This window comes from Kitasatospora sp. GAS204B (genome assembly GCF_029892155.1).
In the GTDB taxonomy this organism is placed as follows: domain Bacteria; phylum Actinomycetota; class Actinomycetes; order Streptomycetales; family Streptomycetaceae; genus Kitasatospora.
This window is the reverse complement of sequence record NZ_JARZAG010000013.1, coordinates 24,990-48,407: the sequence shown is the minus strand read 5'-3', so window position 1 is coordinate 48,407 and position 23,418 is coordinate 24,990. Positions and strand designations below refer to the sequence as shown.

The following is a 23,418-nucleotide window of genomic DNA, read 5'->3' as shown; positions in this document are numbered from 1 at the left end:
GCGGCAGGAGCGAGGCCGGCGGCCGGTCCCTCGGCGCCACTTCGGACCTCGCTCTCGCCCCCACTCCTTCAGCGGCTCCCGGATTCGCCGGGCGCTGCCCCGTGCCTGCCCAGGAGGCAGTACGTGACTGTCCGTATCCGTATCCGTACCCGCCGGTTCGCGGCGCTGGCCGCGCTGACCGTCACCATGGCGACCGGTGCCGGCACCGCGCACGCCGTGGCCGCCCGGCCCGGCGGCTCCGTGCCGTTCATCGCCCCGCTCGACACCGTGTCGAACGTCGCCTCGACGGTCCCCGCCAACGGCGACATGAACCCGTACGGCACCGTCGTGATCCACGAGAACGCCGGCGAGCTGCGTGCCGGCAACGTGCTGGTCAGCAACTTCAACAACAGTCAGAACCAGCAGGGCACCGGCACCACGCTGGTCCAGATCAGCCCCGACGGGCAGGTGCGCCAGTTCGCCCGGATCGACCCGAACAACCTGCCCGGCTCCTGCCCCGGCGGGGTCGGTCTGACCACCGCACTCACGGTGCTGCCCGACGGTTGGGTGGTGGTCGGCAGCCTGCCGACCACCGACGGCACCGCCGCCACCGCCCAGGCGGGCTGCCTGCTGGTGCTCGACAAGCACGGCACGGTCCGCGAGACGCTCGCCGGCGACGGCATCAACGGCCCGTGGGACATGACCTCGGTCAGCCACGGCGACCGCAGCGAGCTCTTCGTCACCAACGTGCTCAACGGCACCGTGGCGGGCGGCGGCAACGAGGTGGACCAGGGCACGGTGCTGCGGATCACGCTGCGCACCGGCCGGGACGACCAGCCGCCGGTCCGGGAGGCGACCACCGTGATCGGCTCCGGGTTCGGTCAGCGGACCGACCCGAACGCCCTGGTGATCGGCCCGACCGGGGTGGGCCTGGGCCGGGAGGGCAAGCTCTACGTGGCCGACACCCTGCACAACCGGATCACCGAGATCCCCGACGCCGAGCACCGCGACAGCGACGCCCTCACCGGCCGTCAGGTCTCCATCGGCGACCACCTGAACGGCCCGCTGGGCCTGGCCATCGCCCCCAACGGCGACATCCTGACGGTCAACAGCGGCGACGGCCTGCTCGTCGAGACCACCTGGTGCGGCGATCAGGTCGCCACCAAGCAGCTCGACTCCAGCGGCAACCCGCCCGGCGCGGGAGCGCTCTTCGGCCTGGCCGTCGACCGCGACAAGGACAGCGTCTACTTCGTGGACGACGCCACCAACATGCTCGCCCAGCTGCACTGACGGCCACCCGCACGCCGGGGCCCGTGGCGGCGCACGATCGTGCGCTACCACGGGCCTGTCCGTGTGCCTGGAACCAGCGCCCGCCAGGCTGTCTGACTGATCGTCAGGCAGTGGCGATCGCCGGGTCGCTGGTGCTGGGCGCGCCGGTCTCGACGTGGCCGGCCAGCCGGCGCAGGAAGCCGGGGTCCTGGTCGGTGGTGACGGACAGGTCGTACCAGCCGTGGCTGCCGCGCGGGTCCGCCGGGTGGGTGAACTCGGCGCCCGGGCGCAGCTGGTGGGTGGTGGGCTGGTCGTTGCCGTAGCCGTCGGCGACGGTGAGCTGGACGGGACCGGCGCCGGTGTTGGTCAGCACCAGCTGGACCTGTCCGCTGTCGCCCTGGTGACGCGCCGTCAGCTCGACACCCGCGGCGCCGGCCTGGCCCTGGAACCGGCGCAGGAAGCCGTTGGGACCGTGCACGGTGAAGTCGTAGGCGCCCGCCGCGAGGGTCCAGTCGCCGGTCAGCTGCCGCCCGGCCCCGACGGTGTAGGTCCACGGGCCGTTCGGCTGGGTCGCCGAGGTCACCAGGAAGTGGGCGCCGGCGTCGCCGTGGCTGGTGAACTCGATCTGGAGCCGGCCGTCGGCGCCGGCGCGGGCGTCGGCCGACAGGTCGTAGGGCAGCGGACGGGCGGTGCGCAGGCCTGGTTCCTGCGTCGGCAGCGCCGGGTCGGCCGGGGGCACCGGCTGGTAGCTGGGGTGGCGGTCCTGGTCCGGCGGCAGGTAGCCACTGGTGTCGGGCAGGCCGGGGACCTCCGGGTCGGGGCGGCTGAAGTCGAAGGCCGCCGTCAGGTCGCCGGAGACGGCGCGGCGCCAGGGCGAGATGTTCGGCTCGTGCACCCCGAAGCGCCGCTCGATGAACTGGATGATCGAGGTGTGGTCGAAGGTCTGCGAGCAGACCGCGCCGCCCTTGCTCCACGGCGAGACGACGAACATCGGCACCCGCTGGCCCAGGCCGTAGGGCCCGGCCGTGGCGGCGCCCCCGTCGTAGAGCTCCCCGGTGGTGGTCACGGTGGACTGCCCGTCGGCCGCCGAGCTCGGCGGGTACGGCGGCACGACGTGGTCGAAGAACCCGTCGTTCTCGTCGTAGGTGATCAGCAGCGCCGTCCTGCTCCACACCTCGGGGTCGGCGGTGAGCGCGTCCAGCACCTGGGAGATGTACCAAGCACCGTAGTTGACCGGCCAGTTCGGGTGCTCGGTGAAGGCCTCGGGCGCCACGATCCAGGAGACCTGCGGCAGCTTCCCGCCGACCACGTCGGCCTTGAGTTGGTCGAAGAGGCCCTCGCCGGCCTGGGCGTCGGTGCCGGTACGGGCCTTGTCGTAGAGCGGGTCACCGGGGTTGGCATCGCGGTACTGGTTGAAGTACAGCAGCGAGTTGTCGCCGTAGTTGCCCCGGTAGGCGTCCTCTATCCAGCCCCAGCCGCCCTTCGCGTCCAGGCCGTTGCCGATGTCCTGGTAGATCCGCCAGGAGACCCCGGCCCGCTCCAGCCGCTCGGGGTAGGTGGTCCAGGAGTAGCCGGCCTCGGCGTTGTTGATGACCGGGCCGCCGCCCTTGCCGTCGTTGCCCGTCCAACCGGTCCACATGTAGTAGCGGTTGGGGTCGGTGGGGCCGACCAGCGAGCAGTGGTAGGCGTCGCAGATGGTGAACGCGTCGGCGAGCGCGTAGTGGAAGGGGATGTCCTCGCGGGTCAGGTAGGCCATCGTGGTGGCGGTCTTGGCCGGCACCCACTGGTCGTACTTGCCGTTGTTGCGCGCCTGGTGGCCGCTGTTCCAGTCGTGGGCCAGGTCCTCCAGGAACTGCAGGCCGAGGTTGTCCGCGGTGGGGCGGAAGGGCAGCACGTCCTTGCCGCCGTCCGACTGGTACCAGACCGGCTTTCCGCTGGGCAGCGTCACCGGACGCGGGTCGCCGAAGCCGCGGACCCCGCGCAGGGTGCCGAAGTAGTGGTCGAACGAACGGTTCTCCTGCATCAGGACGACGACGTGCTCCACGTCCTTCAGGCTTCCGGTCCGCCGGTGCGCCGGGATGTCCGCGGCGCGCGCGATGCTGGTCGACATCGCGGACAGGGCGGCGGTCCCGCCCGCGAGCTGGATGAAGCGGCGACGATTGATGGCGCTCATGGCAGACCTGTCTCCTGGGGGGCTCCGGGATCACCGTGGACAGAGCGGGTGCGGAGACAGTCTCATGAGCCGACCGGGAACTGGCGACGGAGCGCGGGCGAAGCCCTGGAGAACGCTCCGCCAACTTCGGTCGCTTCGGGCATTTCCAGCAGTAGGCATACGATATGACGCCTACTCGGGCGGCGCTCGGAGCACGGGCCGGGACGGCCGGTTCAGCTCGCCTTGCTCAGCTGCGTGGTCTCGGCGCGCGGAGCGCGGGCGACCGTCTCGGGCGCCTGCGGCCGGCGGCCGGCCAGACGGCAGCCGAGGCAGCCCGGGTGTCCGTCCCGGGCGTCGGTGTCGCGAAGGCGCCAGTCCCGGCGGTCGACCGGGCGCGGTCCGCTCGGCTTGCCCCAGCCCGCGAGGTGCAGCGACCAGCTGGCCAGTGCGGCGGAGGCGACGATCACCACGCCCAGCCAGAGTCCCGCCGGGGCTCCGGCGGCGAATGCCACGCCCAGGACGAGGCTTCCGATGGCCACCAGGGCGCTGCCGGTCCAGCCGGCGACGGTGTGGCCCATGTCGTGTCCGCCGTGTGCGGTCATCCGGACTTCCTCCAGGATGTGATAGTCCAGCTGCGATGGAAGCAATTTAGCTTATGAGCTAAGTAACTTAGATGCTAAGGGGAATCCCGGTGAAGGGCAAGACGCGTCCGGAGGCGACGGCCGAGCAGGCACTGCAGGCGATGGACCGCATGATCGCGCTCGCCCACTTCGGCCAGCAGGACATCGCCGGGCGGCTCGGGCTCAACGTCACCGACCTCACCTGCCTGGGCTTCGTCATCGAGGCGGCGCTGGCCGGAGAGGCGCTCACCGCGAGCGACCTCGCGGACCGAGCCCGCCTGACCACGGGGGCGGTCACCGGCGTGCTCAACCGGCTGGAGGCGGCGCGATACGTCCGCCGCACGCCGGATCCGGCCGATCGACGCCGACTCCGGGTGGTCATGGACGAGTCCGCCCAGAGCCGCGTGCTGGAGGTCTACGGTCCCTTCTACGAGGGCCTCGGCGGGCTCTTCGCCGACTACACCCCCGACGAGATCGCCGTCCTCGCGGACTGGTTCACCCGCGCCCGGGCCCTGATGCAGGAGAGCTTGACCGAGATCCGCACCACCGCGAAGCCCACGCGTTCCTGAGGCGGCTCTCCTGGCGGGCCGTCCGGGCGCTCACGGGAACCGGTGTTCCTCTGGTCGGCGTCGTGCATTACGGTCGGGCTCGCACGCATGAGTGGACGGGGGTCACTGTGGCGATCGAGTTGCCTGGCGAAGTCGTGTCGATGCTCCAGTTCATCGGGGTGAACTGGCCGAACGTGAACGAGGACAAGGTCCGGGAACTTGCCTCGCATGTGCGGGAGTTCGCGGACAGTGTGGACGGTACGCACCAGAAGGCGACCGGGACGGTCAACGCGATGGCCGCCGACTACCAGGGCTCCTCGTACGAGGCGCTGGTGGCGAGTTGGGCGCATCTGTCGTCGAGTCACATGAGCGAACTGGTCGATGCCTGTCACACGGTGGCGACCGCGCTGGACGCGGCGGCCGGGGTGATCGTCGGGATGAAGATGCAGGCGATCGGCGAACTGGGCGGGCTGGCCGTGACGTTCGCGGCCGATCAGGCGGCGGCGGTGGCGACCTTCGGGCTGGCGGAGGCCGGCATGGCGCTGATCGTCGAGGGTGCGGAGCAGATCACGGACTACCTGGAGCAGCAGCTCGAGCAGTACATCATCGGGCAGGTGATCGAGGCGGCGATCACGCCGTTGGTGGGCGTGGTGGCGAAAGCGGTCAACGGGCTTGCCTTCGAGGCGGTTTCGGGGGTGCTGGGCGTCTCGGGCACCGGGGGCGCGGGCGGGACCGGGTTCAAGATCGACCCGGCGGCGCTGGAGGACCACGCGGAGACGATGAACGGGCACGCGCAGGAGGTGGCCGGGCACGCGCAGGTGCTGCGCGGCAAGCTGGCGGGGGTGGACTTCACATGAGCAACCAGATCGTCAAGGCGCTGGAGGACGGCGCGAAGAAGCTCGGCAAGGCCCTCGCGGAGGACGCGGGGAAGACGGTGAAGGACTTCTACCACTCGGCCGGCGCCAAGCTGAAGACGGTGGCGAAGCGGACCGCCGAGACGGACGCCGAGCACGAGGCGGCGCTGAAGAAGATCCTGGGAGACGCCAAGCACGACGAGCCGCATGAGCCCCACCTGCCGGGTGAGGGCGGTGGCCGTGGTGGCAAGGGCGGTTCGGGCGAAGGCGGTTCGGGCTCGGGCCGCAAGCAGGTCGCGGACCCACGGGAGGCGGGCCGCAAGGAGGACGCGGTCTGCGAAGGCGGCGAGCCCGTCGACATGGCCACCGGGCGGATGTTCATCGACCAGGTCGACGTCTCGCTGCCCGGTTCGCTGCCGCTGCTGTTCACCCGCAACTTCGAGTCCGGCTACCAGGCGGGCCGTTGGATGGGCCCGCGCTGGGTCTGCACCTTCGACGAGCGCCTGGAGGTCGACGCCGAGGGCGTGGTCCACGTGGGCGCCGACCGCCGCACCCAGGCCTACCCGCACCCCGAGCCGGGCGAGGCCGTCCAGGCCAGCGCCGGAGCGCGCCGCGACCTCGAACTCGCTGCTGGCGGCTACACCATCACCGATCGCTCCACCGGGCTGGTCCGCGAGTTCTCGGTCGCCACGGGCGGCACCGAGGCCCTGCTCACCCGCGTGCGCGACCGCTCCGGCCGCCACTACGACCTCGCCTACGACGAGCACGGCACCCCGCACTCCATCACCCACTCCGGCGGCTACCGCCTGCTGGTCACCGTGGACGCCGGGCGGATCACCGCCCTGCGCCTGGCCGGTGGCGACGTGCACGGCCACGACGCGCTGCTGCTGCGCTACGGCTACACCGAGGGCCACCTGAGCAGCGTCTACAACTCCTCCGGCAAGCCCATGCGGTTCGCCAACGACGCGAGCGGCCGCATCCTCTCCTGGACCGACCGCAACAACTCCCAGTACCTCTACGTCTACGACACCCGCGACCGCGTCATCGACGAGGGCGGCGCCGACGGCACCCTCAAGTTCCGCTTCACCTACGGCGATCCCGACCCCACCACCGGCCTCAAGCTCCACACCGAGACCAACGCGCTGGGCCACACCACGACGTACCACGTCAACGAGCACGCCCAGATCGCCACCATCACCGACCCGCTCGGCAACACCAGCCACTTCGAACGCGACGACTACGACCGCTTGTTGGCCGAGACCGATCCGCTGGGCCGCACCACCCGCTACGAGTACGACGGAGCGGGGGATCTGATAGCCGTCACCCGCCCCGACGGCGAGCGGGCCACCGCCGACTATCTCGGCGGGATGAGCCTTCCAGCGCACATCGCCGAGCCAGGCGGCGCGACCTGGCGGCACACGTATGACGCGACCGGTCGACGCACCTCGCTCACCGACCCGCTCGGTGCCATCACCCGCTACGCCTACGATGCCCTCGGCCACATCGCCTCGGTCACCGACGCCCTCGGCCACAGCACCCGGATCACGTGCAACCCGGCTGGACTCCCGACCGAGATCACCGACCCGACCGGAGCTACCACCCGCTACGAACGGGACGCCTTCGGGCGAACCGTGATCGTTACGGACCCTCTCGGCGCGTCCACCCGTCTCGGCTGGACGCCAGAGGGCTACCTCGCCAGCCGGACGGCCCCTGATGGCAGTACCGAGTCGTGGTCCTACGACGCCGAGGGTAACCAGCTCGACCACGTCGACGCGCTCGGCCGACGAAGCGCCTTCGAGTACACCCACTTCGAGTTCCTGGCCGCCCGTACCAGCGCTGACGGCGCGCGCATCAGCTTCACCCACGATGCGGACATGCGGCTCGTTGCCGTCACCAACGCTCTGAGCCAGCAGTGGACCTACTCCTATGACGCTTCCGGACGTCTGGTCGGCGAGACCGACTTCCACGGTCGTACGGTCCGGTACGAGCTCGATGCAGCCGGACAGGTCACCTCGGTCACCAACCCACTGGGCCAGACAACTCGCTACAGCTACGACACGTTGGGCCGGCTCGTGGCAGTCGACGCGGACGGCCGGGTCACCACCTATGTCCATGACACCTCGGGGTGCCTTGTCCGAGCGACCAACGCGGACGCGGACGTGCTCCGGACCGTCGATCTCCTTGGCAATCTGCTGACTGAAACCGTCAACGGTCGCACACTTACCCACAGACGGGACACTCTCGGCCGCCGAACCCACCGCACCACCCCCACGGGACACACCAGCGAATGGAGTTATGACGCGGCCGGGCGGCCCGCTGCCCTCATGACGACCGGGGGCACGCTCGAGTTCAGTCATGACGCGGCCGGGCGCGAACAGCGGCGCATCGTCGACGGCCACCTCGCCCTCGCCAGCACCTGGGACACCCGAGGCCGTCTGACGGCCCAGACCCTCCGAACAACGAGGCCCGAGCGGCAGGCTCTCCAAGACCGTTCATACACATACCGTGCGGACGGCAGCCTCACTGCCGTCGATGACCAACTCTCGGGTCGCCGTAGCTTCGAGCTCGACGCAGCCGGACGGGTTACCGCCGTCCGAGCACAGAGCTGGAGCGAGACGTACGCCTATGACTCGGCCGGCAATGTCACGGACGCCGACTGGCCCGCTCGCGGCGGCGAGGCCCTCGGTGCGCGCACATACAGCGGAACCCAGCTCGCCACCGCCGGTCGCGTCCGTTACGAGTACGACGCGGCTGGCCGTACCACTCTGCGCCAGGTCACCCGCCTCTCGAGGAAGCCTGACACCTGGCGTTTCAGCTGGGACGCCGAGGACCGCCTCACTCACGTCACCACGCCCGACGGCACTCTCTGGCGCTACCTGCACGATCCCTTCGGCCGCCGCATCGCCAAGCACCGGCTCGCCCCCGACGGGGCCACGGTTGAAGAGACAATCGACTTCACCTGGGACGGCCCCGTCCTGGCCGAACAGACCACCCAGGCTCCGTATCTGCCCGGCCCGCACAGCCTCACCTGGGACTACAAGGGGCTGCAGCCGCTGTCCCAATGCGAGGTGATCGCCTCATCCGCCGTCGGCGCAGGCCCGAGCCCGCATGATCACATCGATCGCCGCTTCTTCGCGATCGTCACCGACCTGGTCGGTACCGCGACCGAACTCGTCGACCCGGCGACCGACACCATCGCCTGGCGGGGCTCCCACAGCCTCTGGGGACAGACAACCTGGCCCAGCGACAGCACCACCTACACCCCGCTGCGATTTCCCGGCCAGTACTTCGACCCCGAGACCCGCCTTCACTACAACCTCAACCGCTACTACGACCCGCAGACCGCCCGGTACACCACGCCGGATCCGCTCGGCCTGCTCCCGGCTCCCAACCCCGATACCTACGTCCGCAACCCCCACACCTGGTCCGACCCATTCGGCCTGTCACCCCACCGTGAGACACCACCGGGGAATGCAACCAGCGAGTGGACACCTGATGAGAACTACTCGGACGCCACCGTCAACGACCGGCGCAAAAAGCAGGGCGCGTACTATGACACACCTCAGGACATTCATGACTTGGTGTCCGATGTCGTCTCAAACCCGAACTACCCGCAGCGGATGACCGGTCCTGCCGGACATCGAGTACCGGACTTCTACCAGGCCAACGGCGCCCCCCGGGCTGCTCAGAAGTGGCGACTTTCCAAGATCTTCGACAACGGAGATCCCAGCAGCCAGGCCCGCGTCCTGGTCGACGGCAATGGAAATATCGCCTATGTGGGAAGGCGAGCCGACGGCAGTCACAACTACAATCAGATCATTCCGTACCCGTGGGCGAAGCGGACATAGCTGTAGAGCCTTTGGGGTCAGGCAGGCCGGCGAGTCCCGGCGCCGGGGCGGTTCGAATATTCGTATAGGGGAGTCTGTATATGGACGAAGTGGACGATGCTGCGCTGGCGACGGTGTTCAGCACAGCCGGCCTCGACTACCTGGGGATGGTCGACCCAGGCGTGCCGCTCATTCCTCCGGCTCTCGCAACGCTTGTCAGCAGCTGTTCCGAAGAGGATGGGATCCTTGCGAGGTCGGTGGAATCGGGAGATCCGCAGCTGATCGAAAAGGTGAATTCCGAATGGTATCGGATTTCCAGTGGCGGCGGGTTGTTCGGAGTGGAGAACCCGGAGTTTCTAGTGGCTGTCAACCGGTTCGGTGACACATTGCCTCGAGTCTGGTGGTGGGCGAAGGTCAAGCTGGCTGATCGGTGGGACATCGCGGGCGACGGCGCAGCCTCGGGCATTCTCGGAAACGGTCCTGGCCATCCGGCATTCGTCATGCTGTCCCTCGACGGGAACGTGGTGGTGCGAGGAGACCGGGGAGAAGAATGGGTCGACTGCGTCCTGCTGCGGAATCCCCAGCGGGTCGGGATGCTGCGGCAGCACGGTCAGTGGCTGGTCGAACGGCCTCGTACGGACGAGTTCACGCGCGCCGCACTGGAACGATGGCTGAGTTCCACCGAGGAGCGCTGACGTTCCACGTCGACTGGCAGGCCGGTGACTCCTCCACCGGTACCCGCCTTCCGGCGACAGCCGCAGGATTCCTGAAGAACCACTTCGAACTCGATTGATGACGGACGACGGATTGCGGAGCCGACGGCTCTGACCGCCTGGATGTCTGCGGCCTCGCTGATTTCGTCCGTGCGAGGCCGCAGCGGGAAGCCGATCGTGATCTCGACGGTCCCGTAGGGTCGGATGCATGCGCCTGAGCACAGTGATCCTCCCCATCCACCGGTGGAACGAGGGACAGAAGATCTGGCGGCGAGCCGAGGACCTCGGCTTCCACGCCGCCTACACCTACGACCACCTCTCCTGGCGGTCCTTCCGCGACGAGCCGTGGTTCGGGGCGGTGCCGACCCTCACCGCCGCCGCCACCGCGACCGAGCAGATCCGCCTCGGCACCCTGGTGACGTCAGTCAATCCTTTTTCACCTATCGCATGCTGACCTGCGATGTTCCGCGGGTTCAGCCCCTGATGCCACTACCCCTGTGAGCTGGCGGGCCAGAACTTGGGCGGAGCGCTGGCAGGATCCACGATCCGCAAGCGGCTCTGCTGGGACGGGTCGACCGCATTCAGCGAGATCAGGCGCTGGCCGTCTGCCTGGTCGAGTTCAGCCAAGGCATGGGGCAGGCCGGCGCACACAGTGGCGATAGCTGCACCGAGACCCACCAACCCGCCGTGCTTGTGATTCTGGCGGTACTCGATGCGATGCAGGCCCGACTCGGCGATGGCGACTACCTCGAGTGGGCGGCTCAGTTGCTTCGTGTCCGTTCGTGACAACGATCTGAAAGCCGTCCGCCGCCGCACGCGCATAGAGGTCGACGTCCTTGGTTCCCGCCCAGTCTCCGAGTTCGGCCACGTGCTCGACGACGTGGTGTTTCAGGAGCAGCCGCACGATCCGTGCCATGGGAAGCGGCACATTCTCGTCGAGCAGCAGCTTCAAGACGCTGCCTGCCTGATTTCCGCGTCCTCGTAACTGTCGACATAGTCGGCGAAGTCCGCTGCGTCGCGCGCTGCCTCTGCTGTGACGCCCGGGTAGTAGTCGCCGATCTGCTCAGGTGGCACGCCGTCCCGTAGGAGAGCGGCAACCTCTGTAGCCGGGATGCGTGTCCCCTCGACGACCGGCTCGCCGCCTCGCACGGCAGGGTCGATGGACACGTGCGGCCGGGGTTCAAGAAGGTCCGGGATTCGTCGACCACCACGGTAGAAAGGCGCAAGCACGTCCACCATGTCGTGGATGACGACATTGCCCTTGCTCCGCACGAGGTCCACTGCGTGGTCCGGGTCTGCCAGGTAGATCGTGTCACCGCCCGCGACCAGCCGGTAGGCCGAGAGGTGTTCCCTTTCGTCGAGGCCCTCGCGCAACGTGTTCAGCGCCCGCCTGATCTTCTGGAGGGATGCCTCCTCGCGAAGGCGGACACAGGCTCGCAGGGCGACCACGTCGCGAAAGGAGTAGAGGATCGGACGAGATGCTGAGATCTCCGGCACGAGGACAGCGCCGCGCTCGCCGGTGGCCCGCCGCCAGTGCGACAGCTGCCGCAGAGTCGCACCGGACAACGCGGCAGCCAGTTTGGGCTCGTACGACATGCGGCACCTCCTTGGCTCCAGACGACGATCCGACGCTACTTCATCGTCCCGTACGGGCATCAGGCTCGCCAGCATTTCACCCGGATGAGGCCGCCGAGACGCGCCGCGCTCTTGTGAGCTTCTGCCGTCGGTCGCCGGCGGTGAGCTCGCTGAGGCGCTCGCCGATCACGGAAACGCCAGGTCGGGGCTCCTGCGCGTAGTACCGGGACTTGCGTCGGCGCAGTAGGGCCTCGCCGTGCTCACCCCAGGTGAATCCGGGCTTCCGCAGCAGCTTCCCGAACACCTCATCGACTGTCTCCGGAAACGCGGCGGCCAGTCGGCGGAACGGCAGTGGTGAGATCGACTCCTCGCGCAGGTATGTGCGCAGCAGGTCCTGGTGCTGCCTGCGGCCCGCGAGGGCCGGGTCGGCGAAGAGGTCCCGCAACAGTCCGTAGTCCGCGTAGAAGTTGAGTCCGTCGACCTCGTCGTAGATGACGCCGATGGTGGCCGAGTCCGCAAGATCTTGTGGCAGTTCGAAGAACGGCAGACCCAGGCCAGGGAGCCGCCTGCCTCGGGCGCGGTCGGGCGCCCCGGCGACGGCGGCTTCCTGCCGGTGCCGGTAGTAGGCGTTGAGCCTGGCCTCGGCCTCGGCAGGGGGCAGGACCAGTTCGTCGCCGCCGCAGAACTCGACGAACGCGGCCCGGTCCTCCCGCATCCGCTCCCATCCCTGCTCGATCTTCTCGGGGTTGCGGAAGACCAGTTCGGGTTGGCTGGTGGCCAGTTGGAGCGCGGCCTGGGCGATCTCGGTGGCACTGGACTTCGGGTAGGACGACATCATCCCGGAGATCAGCCACACACCGTCGGCCGAGTGGATGGGCACCAAGCAGGCGAGAAGGAACTGTCCCTTGGACACTCCACGGAAGACCCTCGGCCCGACGTTCGAGTACACGCGGTACTGCAGGTCGTCGACCAGGTTCAGCAGGACGACGCCATCCCCGTCCTTGCGCCGGATCTCGAAGATGCCCTCGACCGGGCCACGCCAGCCGAGCAGCAGCTCCCGATCGACTTCGCTCAAGTCCCGCCGTGAGGCGACGAATCGGTCCACAACGGTGATACCGCCCGGCAGGCGGTACCGCAGGATGAATTGGTCGGTGATCCGAACCGCCGTACCCTCGTCCAGCCGCCGCTCAGGGCCCGCGGCCTCCAGCAGGAGGGGAGTCAACCACTGGTCGAAGCGAGCGCTCTGCCCGAAGGCGACCAGCTCTCCCTTCAACTCGGCACTGCGCTCGATGAGATCGGTAAGCGAGCGCTCGCAGTGATCCGCATCCCGAACGGCGATCACCATGTCCTGCTCTCCCTGCTTGCCAGTGCCGAAATGATGTGTGAGCCGCTTGACGTCAGCCGGACCAGTAGCGGCTCGGCCCTGCCCAGCGCACCCATGGCGCCACGCTAGCGGTCGTGCAGGTGCCGTCGCCGCGGGTCGCTCGAATCTCACCTGCCGGAGCGAACGCGTAGGGTCGAAGCCATGCGTCTGAGCACAGTGATCCTCCCCATCCACCGATGGAACGAGGGACAGAAGATCTGGCGGCGAGCCGAGGACCTCGGCTTCCACGCCGCCTACACCTACGACCACCTCTCCTGGCGGTCCTTCCGCGACGAGCCGTGGTTCGGGGCGGTGCCGACCCTCACCGCCGCCGCCACCGCGACCGAGCGGATCCGCCTCGGCACCCTGGTGACGTCGCCGAACTTTCGCCACCCGGTGACGTTGGCCAAGGAGTTGGTCAGCCTGGACGACATCTCGGGCGGGCGGCTGACGGTCGGGATCGGGGCCGGCGGGGTCGGGTTCGACGCGACGGCGATGGGGCAGGAGGCGTGGTCGCCGAAGGAACGGGCGGATCGGTTCGGCGAGTTCCTGCCGTTGTTGGACAAGCTGCTCACCCAGGACGCGACCACCGAGGAGGGCCGCTTCTACTCGGCCGTCGAGGCTCGGAACATCCCTGGCTGCGTGCAGCGGCCACGGCTGCCGTTCTACGTGGCGGCGACCGGGCCGCGCGGGCTGCGGCTGGCGGCGGAGTACGGGCAGGGGTGGGTGACGTACGGCGATCCGAAGGGGCCGGCCGACGTGCCGGTCGAGCAGGCGCCGGACGTGATCGCGGCGCAGCTCGCGAAGCTGGCCACGGCCTGCGAGGCGCACGGGCGGGACGTCGCCGAGTTGGAGAAGGTCCTGCTCCAGGGCTCCACCGCCGAGAAGCCGCTCGCCTCGCTGGACGCCTTCGTGGACTGGGCCGGCCGCTACCGCGAGCTGGGCATCACCGAGTTGGTCATCCACTGGCCGGTGCCGGACTCGATCTTCGAGAACGACCTGGCCGTCTTCGAGAAGATCGCCACCGAGGGCCTGGCACAGCTGAGTTGAGCGGCGGAGGCACATGCGAAGTCAGTTCTGCTACACCACGATGACGAAGCAAGGATCCTGAAGGGACATCAGGCCGAGAAGATGTGCACAGAGCGTCCACCGGGTCTCCCACATGTGAGCGGAGAAGGGGGTGGGACGCACTGTCGCGCCTGCTTCCGCATCCGATTCTCCCGGAGGATCCTCCGATGTCTGCTCGCTCCACTCGCCGCCGCTCCCGTCTGCTGGTCGCCGCTGCTGCCGCCGCCGTGCTCGGCGCCGCGATGCCGCTGTTCACCGGCGCCTCCGCCGCCTGGGCCTGCGGTGACGGCGGCACCGCCGCAGTGGCACCCGCGACGCCGACGGCCCCGGCACCGACCGGTGCCGCCAACGCCGCGCCGGCGGCCGGCGGCCCGGCTACCGCGGTGCACAAGGGCGAGTCGACGATCGCCTACCTGCCGGGCACGCCCGACACCATCACCGCGGGCGGCAGCCCGATCGAGTTGCAGGTGGAGATGGCCAACTTCACCGGCGCGGCGTACGACGATCTTCGGCCGACCCTCGGCTTCTACGACATGGCGGCCGGTGGGACCAACCTGCGGCCCGAGGACTTCACCGTCCAGGTCATGACCGGTGGCCAGTGGAAGACGCTGCCGGTCCACCACGGGTGCGACCCGGTGATCTACCCCGACACCTCCGGCCTCGCCCAGCACCTGGACGCCGGCCGGGCTTCGCGGCTGATGTTCCGCGTCGCGCTCTCCGGCAAGGCGCCGGCCGACCAGCACGACATCACCGTGTTCCTCGGCACCGCACCCGGCGGCCAGGGCCCCGTGCGCACCCTGCACATCGTTCGCCCGGACGCGCCGACCAGCGCGCCGGCGAGTGCCCCGGCCAGGACCGCGACCGGGACGCCGACCAAGTCCGCCCCGGCTGCCGTGCCCACCGCCGCGCCGACCCAGGCCGCCGTGCGGCCCGCGGCGGCGACCTCGCCCGCCGCTGTCCCGACCACGGCGACCGCCACCCCGCAGCAGCTTGCCTTCACCGGCGGCGGCGCCTCGTCCGGCCTGCTGCTCGGCGCCGGCGGAGCCCTGGTCGTCCTCGGCGCGGGCGCGGTGACCATGGCCGCCCGCCGTCGCTCGACCGGTCGCCACTGAGGGCGGACGCAAGGCGGGCCGCGTCGGATCGGCGCCGTCCCTCACCCGCGCCCACCACCGGCCGCCGAGCACGACACTGCCGCTCCGGGCCATGCCGCGGTCACGGGTGTGGGCGACGTGGCAGCCGAGGAAGCCTCCACAGCTCACACATCCGTGACGAGTGGTCCAGCGCGACATGGGGCCGGGATCACGTGGCTGAGGAGCGTGATCCTCCCCGTTGTCAGAGCTGCGGCTTCACGGCGAAGACAGCCGGCCGACGGCACCCGCTACGCATCGGGGGCCGTCGGCCGGAACGGGCAGCTGTCGGAACGCGCTATGACGCGGTGAAGTAGCCGTACACGTCGGCGATCACCTGGGTGCTGCCTGCGTGGTTGTAGATGTCGACGGCGCCGTCGGGCCCCAACTGGGTCTGGACGTGGTTGGCGATGTCGCTCGACGGGTTGGTGTTGAGGCTGGACGTTCCCGGCGTCGGCTGGCCGTCGGGCCACACGGTCAGATGGCTGGGCTGGGTCTCCTGCGTGGCGGTGAGGTTCAGGACGGCGCCGATGGCACCGGCCGGAACGCCGCCGTGGCCGGCGACCGCCAGCGGGAGCGTGGAGTCCGGACCGATCGGGCCGGCGCCGGTGCGGGTGTCCAGCACCCGGCTCGGCGGGACGGGGGTGAACAGCCCTTGGCCGCCGGCGCTGTAGTAACCGACCACGTCGAGGACGGCGTCCACGGACCCCGCGTTGTTGTAGACGGCGATCGAACCCCCGCTGGAGGTGGAGAGCGGGACGATCGCCTGGTTGGAGACGTCCTTGCCGGGCTCGTAGTTGACGGTCGAGGTGGTGTATCCGCCGCTGGCGGGCGCGACGGTGAGGAAGCCCTTGGTACTGGCGTCGGTCGCGGTGAGGTTCACGACCAGGGCGGCGGCGTCGGTCGGGATCCCGGGCACGCTGTTGAGCTGGACGGCCCGTTGGGTCTGCGGACCCAGGGGGACCTGCTGCCGGGTGTCCAGCACCCGGGCCGGCTGGGTCGGGGTGTAGCGGTAGGTGGTCTGGGTCTGGCTCGGCGTCATGTAGTACCCGAGGACGTCGAGAACGATGTCGACCGAGCCCGCGTGGTTGTAGACCGTCAGATCCGCGCCGGGATTGCCGTGCTGGTCGGGGCCGACCGGGACGGTGACGAGGTTGGCCACGTCGTGCCCCGGCGAGACGTTGAGCGTGGAGAAGGCCGGCGGGCTGCCCTGGGTCTGCAGGCCGGGAGCGCCGATGCTCAGGTAGCTGTTCGCGGAGGCGTTGGTGGCGGTGACGTTGACCACCACGGCGGTCGCCCCGGCCGGAACGGTAAAGTACGGGGTGGGCGGCATGTGGCCCGCGCAGGCGGCGAGATCCACATCGGTGAAGCTGTTCTCCGACAGGGTTGAGGTCCAGCCGCAGTTCTGGTAGTTGGCCCGGGTGTCGAGGACCCGGACCGGGCTGACCGGCACGAAGCCGGACGGCGCCGGGGTGCTGGGCGTGGAGCCGGGCGTCGCGAACGCCGGGGTCGAGGCCCCGGCCAGGACGAGGGCCGCCGTGAGTACGGCGGCCAGGCGCAGATGCATGATGAGTCCCCCCGATGGAAGTGTGCTGCGAGCCTAGTTGGCTGGGAAATCGCCTGCCTGGATCCCCTGACGAAGGCCTGCCAGGAGGTGGCGGGGAAGCTGAGGGCGGTGCTGTCGGGGCCCTTTCAGTCGCGGACCGGGGTGAGGCCGGGGTGCCAGGCAGGCGGCCCGTGACAGGGCTTCGATTTGTAGCCGATCGTAGTCGCGGTCGGGGCTCTGGCGGCTTCGATTTTCAGCAACTGTTGTCTCTCCGAACGTGATCGTCGAGTTTCCGCTGTTCAGGCACGGTCGCGGTTGCTGCGTGGATGAGACGGCGCATCGTGTCGTCTGCGCAGTGGAGGCGCCGGGGTGCCGTAGGTGATGGGCCTGTTGGAGGATCGGAAGCTGGCCGCCCGGCCGCAGTTGGAGTCGCCGAGTGGGATGGCTGAACGGCTGAGGGCCCCGGTGCAGCGAGTTGGATCGCCGCACCGCGGCCCTCAGGTGTTCCGGATATCAGTCGTCAGTCGTTCTGGTAGATGCCGAACAGGTCGACGATCAGGTCGCTCGAGCCGTTGGCCCCGTTCCAGAAGTCGACGATGCCGGTGTTACCGGCGGTCGCCTGAACCAGGTTCGGGACCGTCTGACCGGCCGTCCAGTTCAGTGAGGACACTGGCGGCGGCGACAACGGCGTTGCAGTGTTGTTGTCGTACGCGGCCTGCGTGTTCGGGTCCGGGGCAACGCTCAGGTGCCCGTCCGACGTGGTGTTCGTGACCGTCGCGTTCAGCACGAAACCGGTGTAGTCCGGGTTGGCCGGGGACAGCGGCATCGGGACGTAGCTCCAGGAGCCGACCGGGCCGAGCTGCCACTTCGTGGTGTCGCGGGTGTCCAGCAGGCGCGTCGGCGGGACCGGCAGGTAGGCGCTCTTGCCACCCTGGCTGTAGTAGCCCACCACGTCCACGATCACGTCGGACGTCCCCCAGGCCGCGTTCAGCACGCGGACCGTGCCGTCCGAACCGACGGGCACGACAACCGAGTTGGCGACCGTCTGCCCCGTCGTGAAGTTCAGGTTCGACGCGTTCGGTGCCTGCTGACCGCCCGGGTAGACCGTCAGATGGCCGTTGGCGTTCGGGTTGGTCACGGTGACGTTCAACGCCACCGCCGTGATCCCCGACGCGGGCAGCTGACCGCCCGCCGCACCGGCGATCTGCACGGTGAGCGACTGCTCGGCGCCCACCGGCGACTGCGGTGCACCCGTGCCGTAACGGGTGTCCACCAGACGGGACGGCGACACCGGCGTGTACCCGGCAGCGGCCGACCGCACGAAGTAACCCGTGGTGTCCACCACCAGGTCCAGCGCAGCACCGTCGTTGTCCAGGTCCACGTACCCGTCAGGCCCGACCGGGACCACGACCATGTTGGGGACCGTCTGGCCCGTCACGTAGTTGACGTTCGACGTGTTCGGCGCCTGGGCACCGTCCCCGTACGCCGTGACGTGTCCGGCGCTGGTGGTGTCGGTCACCGTGACGTTGAGCACCACGGCCGTCACACCGGCCGGAATGCCGTTCGCACCCGTGACCTGCACCCGGGTCGTGGACCAGGCCCCGACCTTCGGAGTGCCGCTTCCGTCCCGGCTGTCCAGCAGACGCGTCGGACCGTACGCCACGTAGTCCGAACCGGCCGTGGTGATCTTGACCATGTTGGACACGGTGTTGCCGGAAAGGTCGGTGACGGTCACGTTGACCGGGTAAGTGCCGAGCGACGCGTAGACGTGGTTCAGGGCGACGTTGCCGGTTCCGCTGACCGTGCCCGTGCTGGGCTGGCCGGAAGTGCCGTCGCCCCAGTTGACGGTGACCGTCTCGGTTCCCGGAGCGCTGGTGACGTTCGCGGTGAGCGACAACCCGTACGCGCTGGTGTCCTTGGCATCCAAGGAGACCGCGAGGTTGGGGTTGGGGACGGTGGGGGTGGCGGTCGGCGTGGCAACCGGCGTGGTGCTGGCCACCAGGCTGCGGGTGCCGGCGTGCGGCGCGGTCGGTGCCGCACTCGGCACGCGGACCGTGTTGCCGGCCGGGCTGGAGAAGCTCTGGAGAGCCGGGGACGCGGCCTTGGCGATCGAGGGCGAACTCGCCAGGTGGGTCGCACCGGTGGGTTGTGAGGAGCCGGCCGCGAAGGCCAGGCTCGGTGTGAGCGCGACACCGGCCGCAAAGGCGGCGATTGTCGCGGCGAGACGGCGATTGTGCACCATTCCACCATGTCTTCAGGTGATCATCACATGATCAGGGTGCGCATAGCGTAGCTATCTGCGGGATCGCAGCTGCCAGAGGGTCTGGCATATGCCATTGGCATAGACGGCATCAACTGCCGTGTCCCGGGCCCTGTGGCCTGCCGAGAGGACACGTCGTTCTGGTAGGCGCCGAAGGCGTCCACGACGAGAGTCGGTGCGCCGAGTTCCTGCGCTGCTGGACGCGCAAGGAGGCGGTGCTCAAGGCCAGCGGTATCGGCCTGATGGCCGACGTCGGCTCGGCGGACGTGCAACCAGCGTTGCCAGGGCCGGAGCGTGAAGCTGACCGACCCACGAGATCTCCGAGTGCCCACCACCGGAGAGAAGGAGATGGCCGTGCCGACCCCCGTCGAACGGACTGCCCGTCATACCCCACCGACACCTTCGCGCCGCAGGCCGCTGATCGAGCGGGTGACCGGCTGGTCGGCCAGAAGCAGAAGGACCGCCCTGCTGGGCTGGATCGCCTTCGTCGTGCTGGCGCTCGCCGGATGCGCGACGCGTAGGTGTGGATCTGTGCCCCCGCGGTCTTGCCTGCGGTGCGGTGCCCGTCTACCCGAGACCGCTCGACGGTGGGGACACGGGGAGCCGGTCGCATCGCCCTGATATTGACTCGATATCGGTCTGCCGGAGATCCGCCCGGCAGTCGGTCCTGGCGTCAGGGACGCCGACCACCCGGAAAGCTGACGGATCGTCGCAAACCGCCGGATGGTTGCGGTTGGATCACAACGTGTCCGATAGGTGGGGCAATGGGGGAGAGGAGCGGGTTTTCCCGTTGCTGGCGCGGCCGATGATCTCTCATACTGCCAGGTGACTGACGGTGCGGCTGAGCTTGGCAGGCGGCGCGCGCGTCCGGCCCGTTCACTCCGAGGGCCCATTCACTTCGTGGGGGAAGTCTGTTGTCCGCGCCCGATCCTGCCGCTGACCTCGAGTCAGTGGAAGCGCCCGTTCTCGCGACGGAGCCGCCCGGTGAGCAGCCCAGCAGCCGGTCCCGCCGGCTGCCTCGAGCCACCATCGTCACCCTGGCCACCCTCGGACTGCTCGCGGTCACCGCGGCCAGTGCCACGGTGACCGTCGCCGTCGGCCGGCCGGGACACCACCCGGCCGCAGCGGCGGCGATCGCGCCGGCCGGCCCGAGCACCGCGCCGGCCGCCCAGCCGGGCCCAGGCACCAGCGCGACCCCGGTGCCGCTGCCCAGCCTCTCGCTCGCCCCGTCGCCCACCGGCAACCTGCACGGCTCCGTCAACGGCGACACCCACGGCGGCGACCTGCGCTTCTTCCTGGTCACGCTGCCGGACGGCGCCGAGGCCTACGGCGCCGCGGACGGCACTGCGCTCACGGTGTCCGACATCGCGAAGAACTACGCCAAGCCGGACGAGACCCAGGGCATCCTGGACTCCTACGGCTACCAGGAGGCGGCCTACCGCCGGTACCGCACCGCGGACGGGCAGACCGAGATCTCCGCCCAGCTGATGCGCTTCTCCTCGGCCGACAACGCGAAGGCCTTCGCGCAGTCGGCCACCTGGGACAGCGCAACCTCGGTGTCGGTGAACGGCGACAGCTCGGCCAGGGGCTTCCTCTTCAAGCCGGCCCAGCAGGCGGACACCGGCGAGCTGGCCGGCGTCGGCTGGGTCGGCGATGTCGAGTACGAGGTGCACGTGTACGTGAAGGGCGACCCGGACGCGTCGCTGCTGGCGGACGCGATGAAGCGCCAGCGTGACCGGTTGGGGAGCGGTGGCTGAGGCCGCGGACCGCAGTGGTCCGCCGTCGACCGTCGTCCCGCCCGCGCAGGAGTCCGCTGTGAGCACGCCGCCCGAAGTTCCTGATTCCCCCGCCGAGTTGGCCCCAGTGCCCGAGCCCGAACCGGCCGCCGAGCCTTCCGCCGAGCCTGTCGCCGAACCGGCCGCCGAGCCCGTCGCCGACCAGCGTCCGTGGCGTCGCTCGCGGACCGCGCTGCTGCTGGTCGGCGCGCTGCTGCTCGGGCCGTTGCTCGGTGGCGGCGTCGGATACGCGATCCAGGCACAGCGTCCGCCGACGCCGCTGCCGCCGATCCAGCCGGCCACGCTGCCCAGCTACCCGGCCGTCCACCTGGACCCCCAGGCCTCGGCGGCGATCGCCCCGAAGCCGCTCGCCATCGACGGCGATCTGCGTCCGCTGCTGGTGCCCAGGCCGGCCGGCGCGCAGGACTGGGACGACTTCGGTGTCGCGGACACCGGTGACTGGGAGACCGCAGGGCAACTGGCCCAGGAGACCGGGCGGCAGGCGCGGGACTTCCAGCAGCTGCTGACCGGCGGCTTCCGCCGGGCGGCGCTGATCACCTGGCAGCAGAACGGGGTGAAGTACCGGGTCCAGCTGATCCAGTACTTCTCCGACGCCGCCGCCTCGGCCGTCTCGCAGGCGGCGACCGCCCGTACCACTGGGACACCGTTCTCGAACGGCATGGCCGGCGGCTACCAGGCGGCGACCACGCCGGACACGTACTTCGAGACCAACGAGCAGTTCTACTACGCCTCGGCGGTCACCCGGCGCGGTGACCTGGTCGTGCGCGTGGAGGCGTTCGGTACCGCCCAGATGACCGCGGACACGGTCCGCGACCTGGCCAAGCAGCAGTGGGAGCGGCTGGCATGACCGACCTCGAAACCCCTGGGGCCGAGCCGGCACCCCTCCCCGCGCTCGAGCCGGAACCCACCTCGGCCCTCGTCTCCGCTCCCCGCCGCCGGCGCCCCGCGCTGCGGGTGACGGCGGCGGTCGCGGCGGCCGTGCTGGCCGGCGTGGTCATCGGCGCCGGCGTCATCGCGGCCACCCCCGGCCGCACCGCGCCCCGCGCCGCCAAGGCCCCGGCCGCCGCGCCCGTCCCGGCCGCCGCGCCGAGCAGTGGCCCGGCGTACGGCGCCGGCGCGAACGGCAGCCACTTCGGCTCGATGCGGGACCTGCTGCTTCCGCTGCCGGAAGGCTTCCGGCCGGGCCCGGACGACGGGATGTACGGCGACGACACGGCGCTGACGAAGGACCAGCTCACCTCCTACCTGGACGAGCAGATCAAGGACCTGCCCAAGGACCAGCGCGACAAGGTGAAGGCCGTGCTGCAGGCCGAGGGCCACAAGGCCGCGGGCGTGCGCAGCTACCAGCAGGACGACGCGACGATGGTCGCCACGGTGTGGCTGGACCAGTTCGACCAGCAGTCGGTGAACGCCGCGAACGCCTTCGCCGACGCGCTGGCCGGGGACTCGGGGATGTTCCGGGACGGGCCGCAGGTGCCCGACCACCCGGACGCCCGCTGCTTCCTGCCCAAGCTCGAGCCGAGCGAGCCGATCGACGGGATGGAGTGCACGGCGGCCGTCGGCGACCTGCTGGTGACCATGCACGTCGAAGGGGTCGCGCCGCTGCCGCTGAGCGAGGCCGTGTCCATCTTCCGTCAGCAGCTGCAGCGGCTGGCCCTTCCCGGAGCGTCCGTATGACCGAGCAGACCGCCGAGCAGGCCGCCGCGCGGCCCGAACAGGCCCCCGCGCAGCCTCCCACGCAGCCCGTGCAGCCTCCCGCGCTGCCCGCCCGCGCGCAGGCCGACTGGATCGCGGAGGTCGATGACGCGGTCAACCCCTGGGCCGTCCCGGGCCAGTCCGACCCGCGCCCGCCGCGCCGTCCCCGCCCGGGCTCCGTGCTGCGCTGGTCGGTCGCCGCGCTGCTCCTGGTGGCCTCGGGCGCTGCCACCGCCATCGCGGTCACCGCGCCGGCGCGTACCGACATCCCGGGCCTGGCGACCCCGGCCGACGGCCGCTACACCTTCGCGCAGGCGACGCTGCCGCAACTCCCGGACGGCAAGCCGGCCCCGAGCGCCTTCGCGGCACTGCACCGGCACTACGCCGACCTGCGGGCGCTGGTGCTGCCGGCGCCCCGCGAGGCCGTCCCGGGTGCCGCGAACGGCGCCGCGCCGGCCGCCGCACCCCCCTGCACCGACTACGCGAAGCTGCACAACGACTCGGCCGGCGTGCCGAACATGCTCGCGACCGATGCCTGCCGCGGCGCCGCCTCCCGGGTCTGGACCGCCAAGGACGGGACCCGCACCGAGATCTGGCTGCTCCGTTTCGGCTCGTCGGACGAGGGCAGCGACTTCTACGGCAACCTGACCGCGAGCGGCAGCCCCAAGGCGGTCCAGCAAGGAGCCACCGGCATCGACGAGTTCGACTTCAAGGTCCCGACCGCGAGCTTCACCAGCAAGAGCGGCCTGCTGGCCGGTCCGCAGGGTGCCGCGCAGCCGGTCGCCGAAGTCGCCTACCTCGGCTCCGGTGACGTGGTGGCCACCATCGTGATGAGCAACCCGCACGGTGTGCCGAACCAGGCCTTCCGCCAGGTCGTCCTGCTCCAGGCGGACCTGCTGGGCTGACGCGCCGTCACTCAGCCTGTGTGGCAACGCTGCTCGGGCGTCCCCTAGGGGATGGCCCGAGCAGCGTCATCCCGCAGCAGGAGAGGATCCACGCCTGCGGTCAGGTCCCACCGGGGTCGCC

At 70.1% G+C, this 23,418-nt stretch carries 19 protein-coding genes and 1 pseudogene; 12 read left to right on the top strand and 8 right to left on the bottom strand.

Going from position 1 to position 23,418, the window contains the following annotated elements; genetic code table 11:
* Positions 1 to 123 precede the first annotated feature (123 nt).
* Positions 124 to 1,269: a hypothetical protein gene (locus P3T41_RS19155; RefSeq protein ID WP_280691166.1), complete on the top strand. Its 1,146-nt coding sequence runs from the start codon at positions 124 to 126 to the stop codon at positions 1,267 to 1,269.
* A 103-nt stretch (positions 1,270 to 1,372) separates the two neighbouring features.
* On the opposite strand, the gene P3T41_RS19150 is transcribed toward P3T41_RS19155, so the two are convergent.
* Positions 1,373 to 3,421, bottom strand: coding sequence for a phospholipase C, phosphocholine-specific (locus P3T41_RS19150; RefSeq protein WP_280691165.1), 2,049 nt, complete (start codon positions 3,419 to 3,421; stop codon positions 1,373 to 1,375).
* 212 nt (positions 3,422 to 3,633) lie between these two features.
* Complete coding sequence (locus P3T41_RS19145) at positions 3,634 to 4,002, bottom strand: HGxxPAAW family protein (RefSeq protein WP_280691164.1); 369 nt, start codon at positions 4,000 to 4,002, stop codon at positions 3,634 to 3,636.
* Positions 4,003 to 4,091: 89 nt separating this feature from the next.
* Here P3T41_RS19145 and P3T41_RS19140 point away from each other — a divergent pair, with 89 nt between their 5' ends.
* The 5 genes from P3T41_RS19140 to P3T41_RS19120 all read left to right on the top strand — a co-directional run bounded on the left by P3T41_RS19140 (position 4,092) and on the right by P3T41_RS19120 (position 10,416).
* Positions 4,092 to 4,589, top strand: coding sequence for a MarR family transcriptional regulator (locus P3T41_RS19140; protein WP_280691163.1), 498 nt, complete (start codon positions 4,092 to 4,094; stop codon positions 4,587 to 4,589).
* Positions 4,590 to 4,729: 140 nt separating this feature from the next.
* Positions 4,730 to 5,425: a WXG100 family type VII secretion target gene (locus P3T41_RS19135; protein WP_280691162.1), complete on the top strand. Its 696-nt coding sequence runs from the start codon at positions 4,730 to 4,732 to the stop codon at positions 5,423 to 5,425.
* Entirely contained in the window at positions 5,422 to 9,270 is a 3,849-nt protein-coding gene (locus P3T41_RS19130) for a DUF6531 domain-containing protein (RefSeq protein ID WP_280691161.1), read from the top strand. Before P3T41_RS19135 ends, P3T41_RS19130 begins: the two co-directional genes overlap by 4 nt.
* Before the next feature lie 80 nt (positions 9,271 to 9,350).
* On the top strand, positions 9,351 to 9,944 hold the full coding sequence (locus P3T41_RS19125; protein ID WP_280691160.1) for a hypothetical protein: 594 nt from the start codon (positions 9,351 to 9,353) through the stop codon (positions 9,942 to 9,944).
* Positions 9,945 to 10,170: 226 nt separating this feature from the next.
* Positions 10,171 to 10,416, top strand: a complete 246-nt coding sequence (locus P3T41_RS19120) for an LLM class flavin-dependent oxidoreductase (protein WP_280691159.1) — start codon at positions 10,171 to 10,173, stop codon at positions 10,414 to 10,416.
* A gap of 35 nt (positions 10,417 to 10,451) precedes the next feature.
* Here P3T41_RS19120 and P3T41_RS19115 read toward each other — a convergent pair whose 3' ends face one another.
* The 4 genes and pseudogenes from P3T41_RS19115 to P3T41_RS19100 form a co-directional block, all read right to left on the bottom strand.
* Positions 10,452 to 10,784, bottom strand: a complete 333-nt coding sequence (locus P3T41_RS19115; protein ID WP_280691338.1) for a hypothetical protein — start codon at positions 10,782 to 10,784, stop codon at positions 10,452 to 10,454.
* Between the two features lie 13 nt (positions 10,785 to 10,797).
* Positions 10,798 to 10,878, bottom strand: a pseudogene (locus P3T41_RS19110) (hypothetical protein); the annotation flags it as partial.
* A 32-nt stretch (positions 10,879 to 10,910) separates the two neighbouring features.
* On the bottom strand, positions 10,911 to 11,558 hold the full coding sequence (locus tag P3T41_RS19105) for a DUF433 domain-containing protein (RefSeq protein WP_280691158.1): 648 nt from the start codon (positions 11,556 to 11,558) through the stop codon (positions 10,911 to 10,913).
* 76 nt (positions 11,559 to 11,634) lie between these two features.
* On the bottom strand, positions 11,635 to 12,882 hold the full coding sequence (locus P3T41_RS19100) for a hypothetical protein (protein WP_280691157.1): 1,248 nt from the start codon (positions 12,880 to 12,882) through the stop codon (positions 11,635 to 11,637).
* Between the two features lie 180 nt (positions 12,883 to 13,062).
* On the opposite strand from P3T41_RS19100, the gene P3T41_RS19095 reads away from it, so the two are divergent.
* Both P3T41_RS19095 and P3T41_RS19090 read left to right on the top strand, forming a co-directional pair.
* The gene (locus P3T41_RS19095) at positions 13,063 to 13,950 is read left to right on the top strand and encodes an LLM class flavin-dependent oxidoreductase (RefSeq protein ID WP_280691156.1); all 888 of its coding nucleotides are present in this window, start codon (positions 13,063 to 13,065) and stop codon (positions 13,948 to 13,950) included.
* Between the two features lie 185 nt (positions 13,951 to 14,135).
* Positions 14,136 to 15,080 (top strand): hypothetical protein, encoded by a 945-nt coding sequence (locus P3T41_RS19090; RefSeq protein ID WP_280691155.1) that lies wholly within the window; start codon positions 14,136 to 14,138, stop codon positions 15,078 to 15,080.
* Positions 15,081 to 15,393: 313 nt separating this feature from the next.
* On the opposite strand, the gene P3T41_RS19085 is transcribed toward P3T41_RS19090, so the two are convergent.
* Together P3T41_RS19085 and P3T41_RS19080 are read right to left on the bottom strand one after the other, a co-directional pair.
* Positions 15,394 to 16,662: a hypothetical protein gene (locus tag P3T41_RS19085; RefSeq protein ID WP_280691154.1), complete on the bottom strand. Its 1,269-nt coding sequence runs from the start codon at positions 16,660 to 16,662 to the stop codon at positions 15,394 to 15,396.
* Positions 16,663 to 17,161: 499 nt separating this feature from the next.
* Positions 17,162 to 18,880, bottom strand: coding sequence for a PKD domain-containing protein (locus tag P3T41_RS19080; protein ID WP_280691153.1), 1,719 nt, complete (start codon positions 18,878 to 18,880; stop codon positions 17,162 to 17,164).
* 971 nt (positions 18,881 to 19,851) lie between these two features.
* Between P3T41_RS19080 and P3T41_RS19075 the strand changes: the two genes are divergently transcribed.
* The 4 genes from P3T41_RS19075 to P3T41_RS19060 are packed head-to-tail and all read left to right on the top strand — an operon-like array spanning position 19,852 to position 23,297.
* Positions 19,852 to 20,658: a hypothetical protein gene (locus P3T41_RS19075; RefSeq protein ID WP_280691152.1), complete on the top strand. Its 807-nt coding sequence runs from the start codon at positions 19,852 to 19,854 to the stop codon at positions 20,656 to 20,658.
* 58 nt (positions 20,659 to 20,716) lie between these two features.
* Positions 20,717 to 21,544, top strand: a complete 828-nt coding sequence (locus tag P3T41_RS19070; protein ID WP_280691151.1) for a hypothetical protein — start codon at positions 20,717 to 20,719, stop codon at positions 21,542 to 21,544.
* Positions 21,541 to 22,374 carry a hypothetical protein gene (locus tag P3T41_RS19065; RefSeq protein ID WP_280691150.1) on the top strand — a complete coding sequence of 278 codons (834 nt, stop codon included), beginning with the start codon at positions 21,541 to 21,543 and terminating at the stop codon, positions 22,372 to 22,374. The genes P3T41_RS19070 and P3T41_RS19065 overlap by 4 nt, the downstream gene beginning before the upstream one ends.
* Positions 22,371 to 23,297, top strand: a complete 927-nt coding sequence (locus tag P3T41_RS19060) for a hypothetical protein (protein WP_280691149.1) — start codon at positions 22,371 to 22,373, stop codon at positions 23,295 to 23,297. Before P3T41_RS19065 ends, P3T41_RS19060 begins: the two co-directional genes overlap by 4 nt.
* Positions 23,298 to 23,418: the final 121 nt, after the last annotated feature.

Bases quoted from the DNA above. Each gene is read 5' to 3' on its own strand.
- P3T41_RS19150 (WP_280691165.1), bottom strand. From the start codon at position 3,421: ATGAGCGCCATCAATCGTCGCCGCTTCATCCAGCTCGCGGGCGGGACC.
- P3T41_RS19125 (WP_280691160.1), top strand. From the start codon at position 9,351: ATGGACGAAGTGGACGATGCTGCGCTGGCGACGGTGTTCAGCACAGCC.
- P3T41_RS19100 (WP_280691157.1), bottom strand. From the start codon at position 12,882: ATGGTGATCGCCGTTCGGGATGCGGATCACTGCGAGCGCTCGCTTACC.
- P3T41_RS19120 (WP_280691159.1), top strand. From the start codon at position 10,171: ATGCGCCTGAGCACAGTGATCCTCCCCATCCACCGGTGGAACGAGGGA.
- P3T41_RS19085 (WP_280691154.1), bottom strand. From the start codon at position 16,662: ATGCATCTGCGCCTGGCCGCCGTACTCACGGCGGCCCTCGTCCTGGCC.
- P3T41_RS19105 (WP_280691158.1), bottom strand. From the start codon at position 11,558: ATGTCGTACGAGCCCAAACTGGCTGCCGCGTTGTCCGGTGCGACTCTG.
- P3T41_RS19095 (WP_280691156.1), top strand. From the start codon at position 13,063: ATGCGTCTGAGCACAGTGATCCTCCCCATCCACCGATGGAACGAGGGA.
- P3T41_RS19115 (WP_280691338.1), bottom strand. From the start codon at position 10,784: ATGCGCGTGCGGCGGCGGACGGCTTTCAGATCGTTGTCACGAACGGAC.
- P3T41_RS19145 (WP_280691164.1), bottom strand. From the start codon at position 4,002: ATGACCGCACACGGCGGACACGACATGGGCCACACCGTCGCCGGCTGG.
- P3T41_RS19060 (WP_280691149.1), top strand. From the start codon at position 22,371: ATGACCGAGCAGACCGCCGAGCAGGCCGCCGCGCGGCCCGAACAGGCC.
- P3T41_RS19130 (WP_280691161.1), top strand. From the start codon at position 5,422: ATGAGCAACCAGATCGTCAAGGCGCTGGAGGACGGCGCGAAGAAGCTC.
- P3T41_RS19065 (WP_280691150.1), top strand. From the start codon at position 21,541: ATGACCGACCTCGAAACCCCTGGGGCCGAGCCGGCACCCCTCCCCGCG.
- P3T41_RS19135 (WP_280691162.1), top strand. From the start codon at position 4,730: ATGCTCCAGTTCATCGGGGTGAACTGGCCGAACGTGAACGAGGACAAG.
- P3T41_RS19090 (WP_280691155.1), top strand. From the start codon at position 14,136: ATGTCTGCTCGCTCCACTCGCCGCCGCTCCCGTCTGCTGGTCGCCGCT.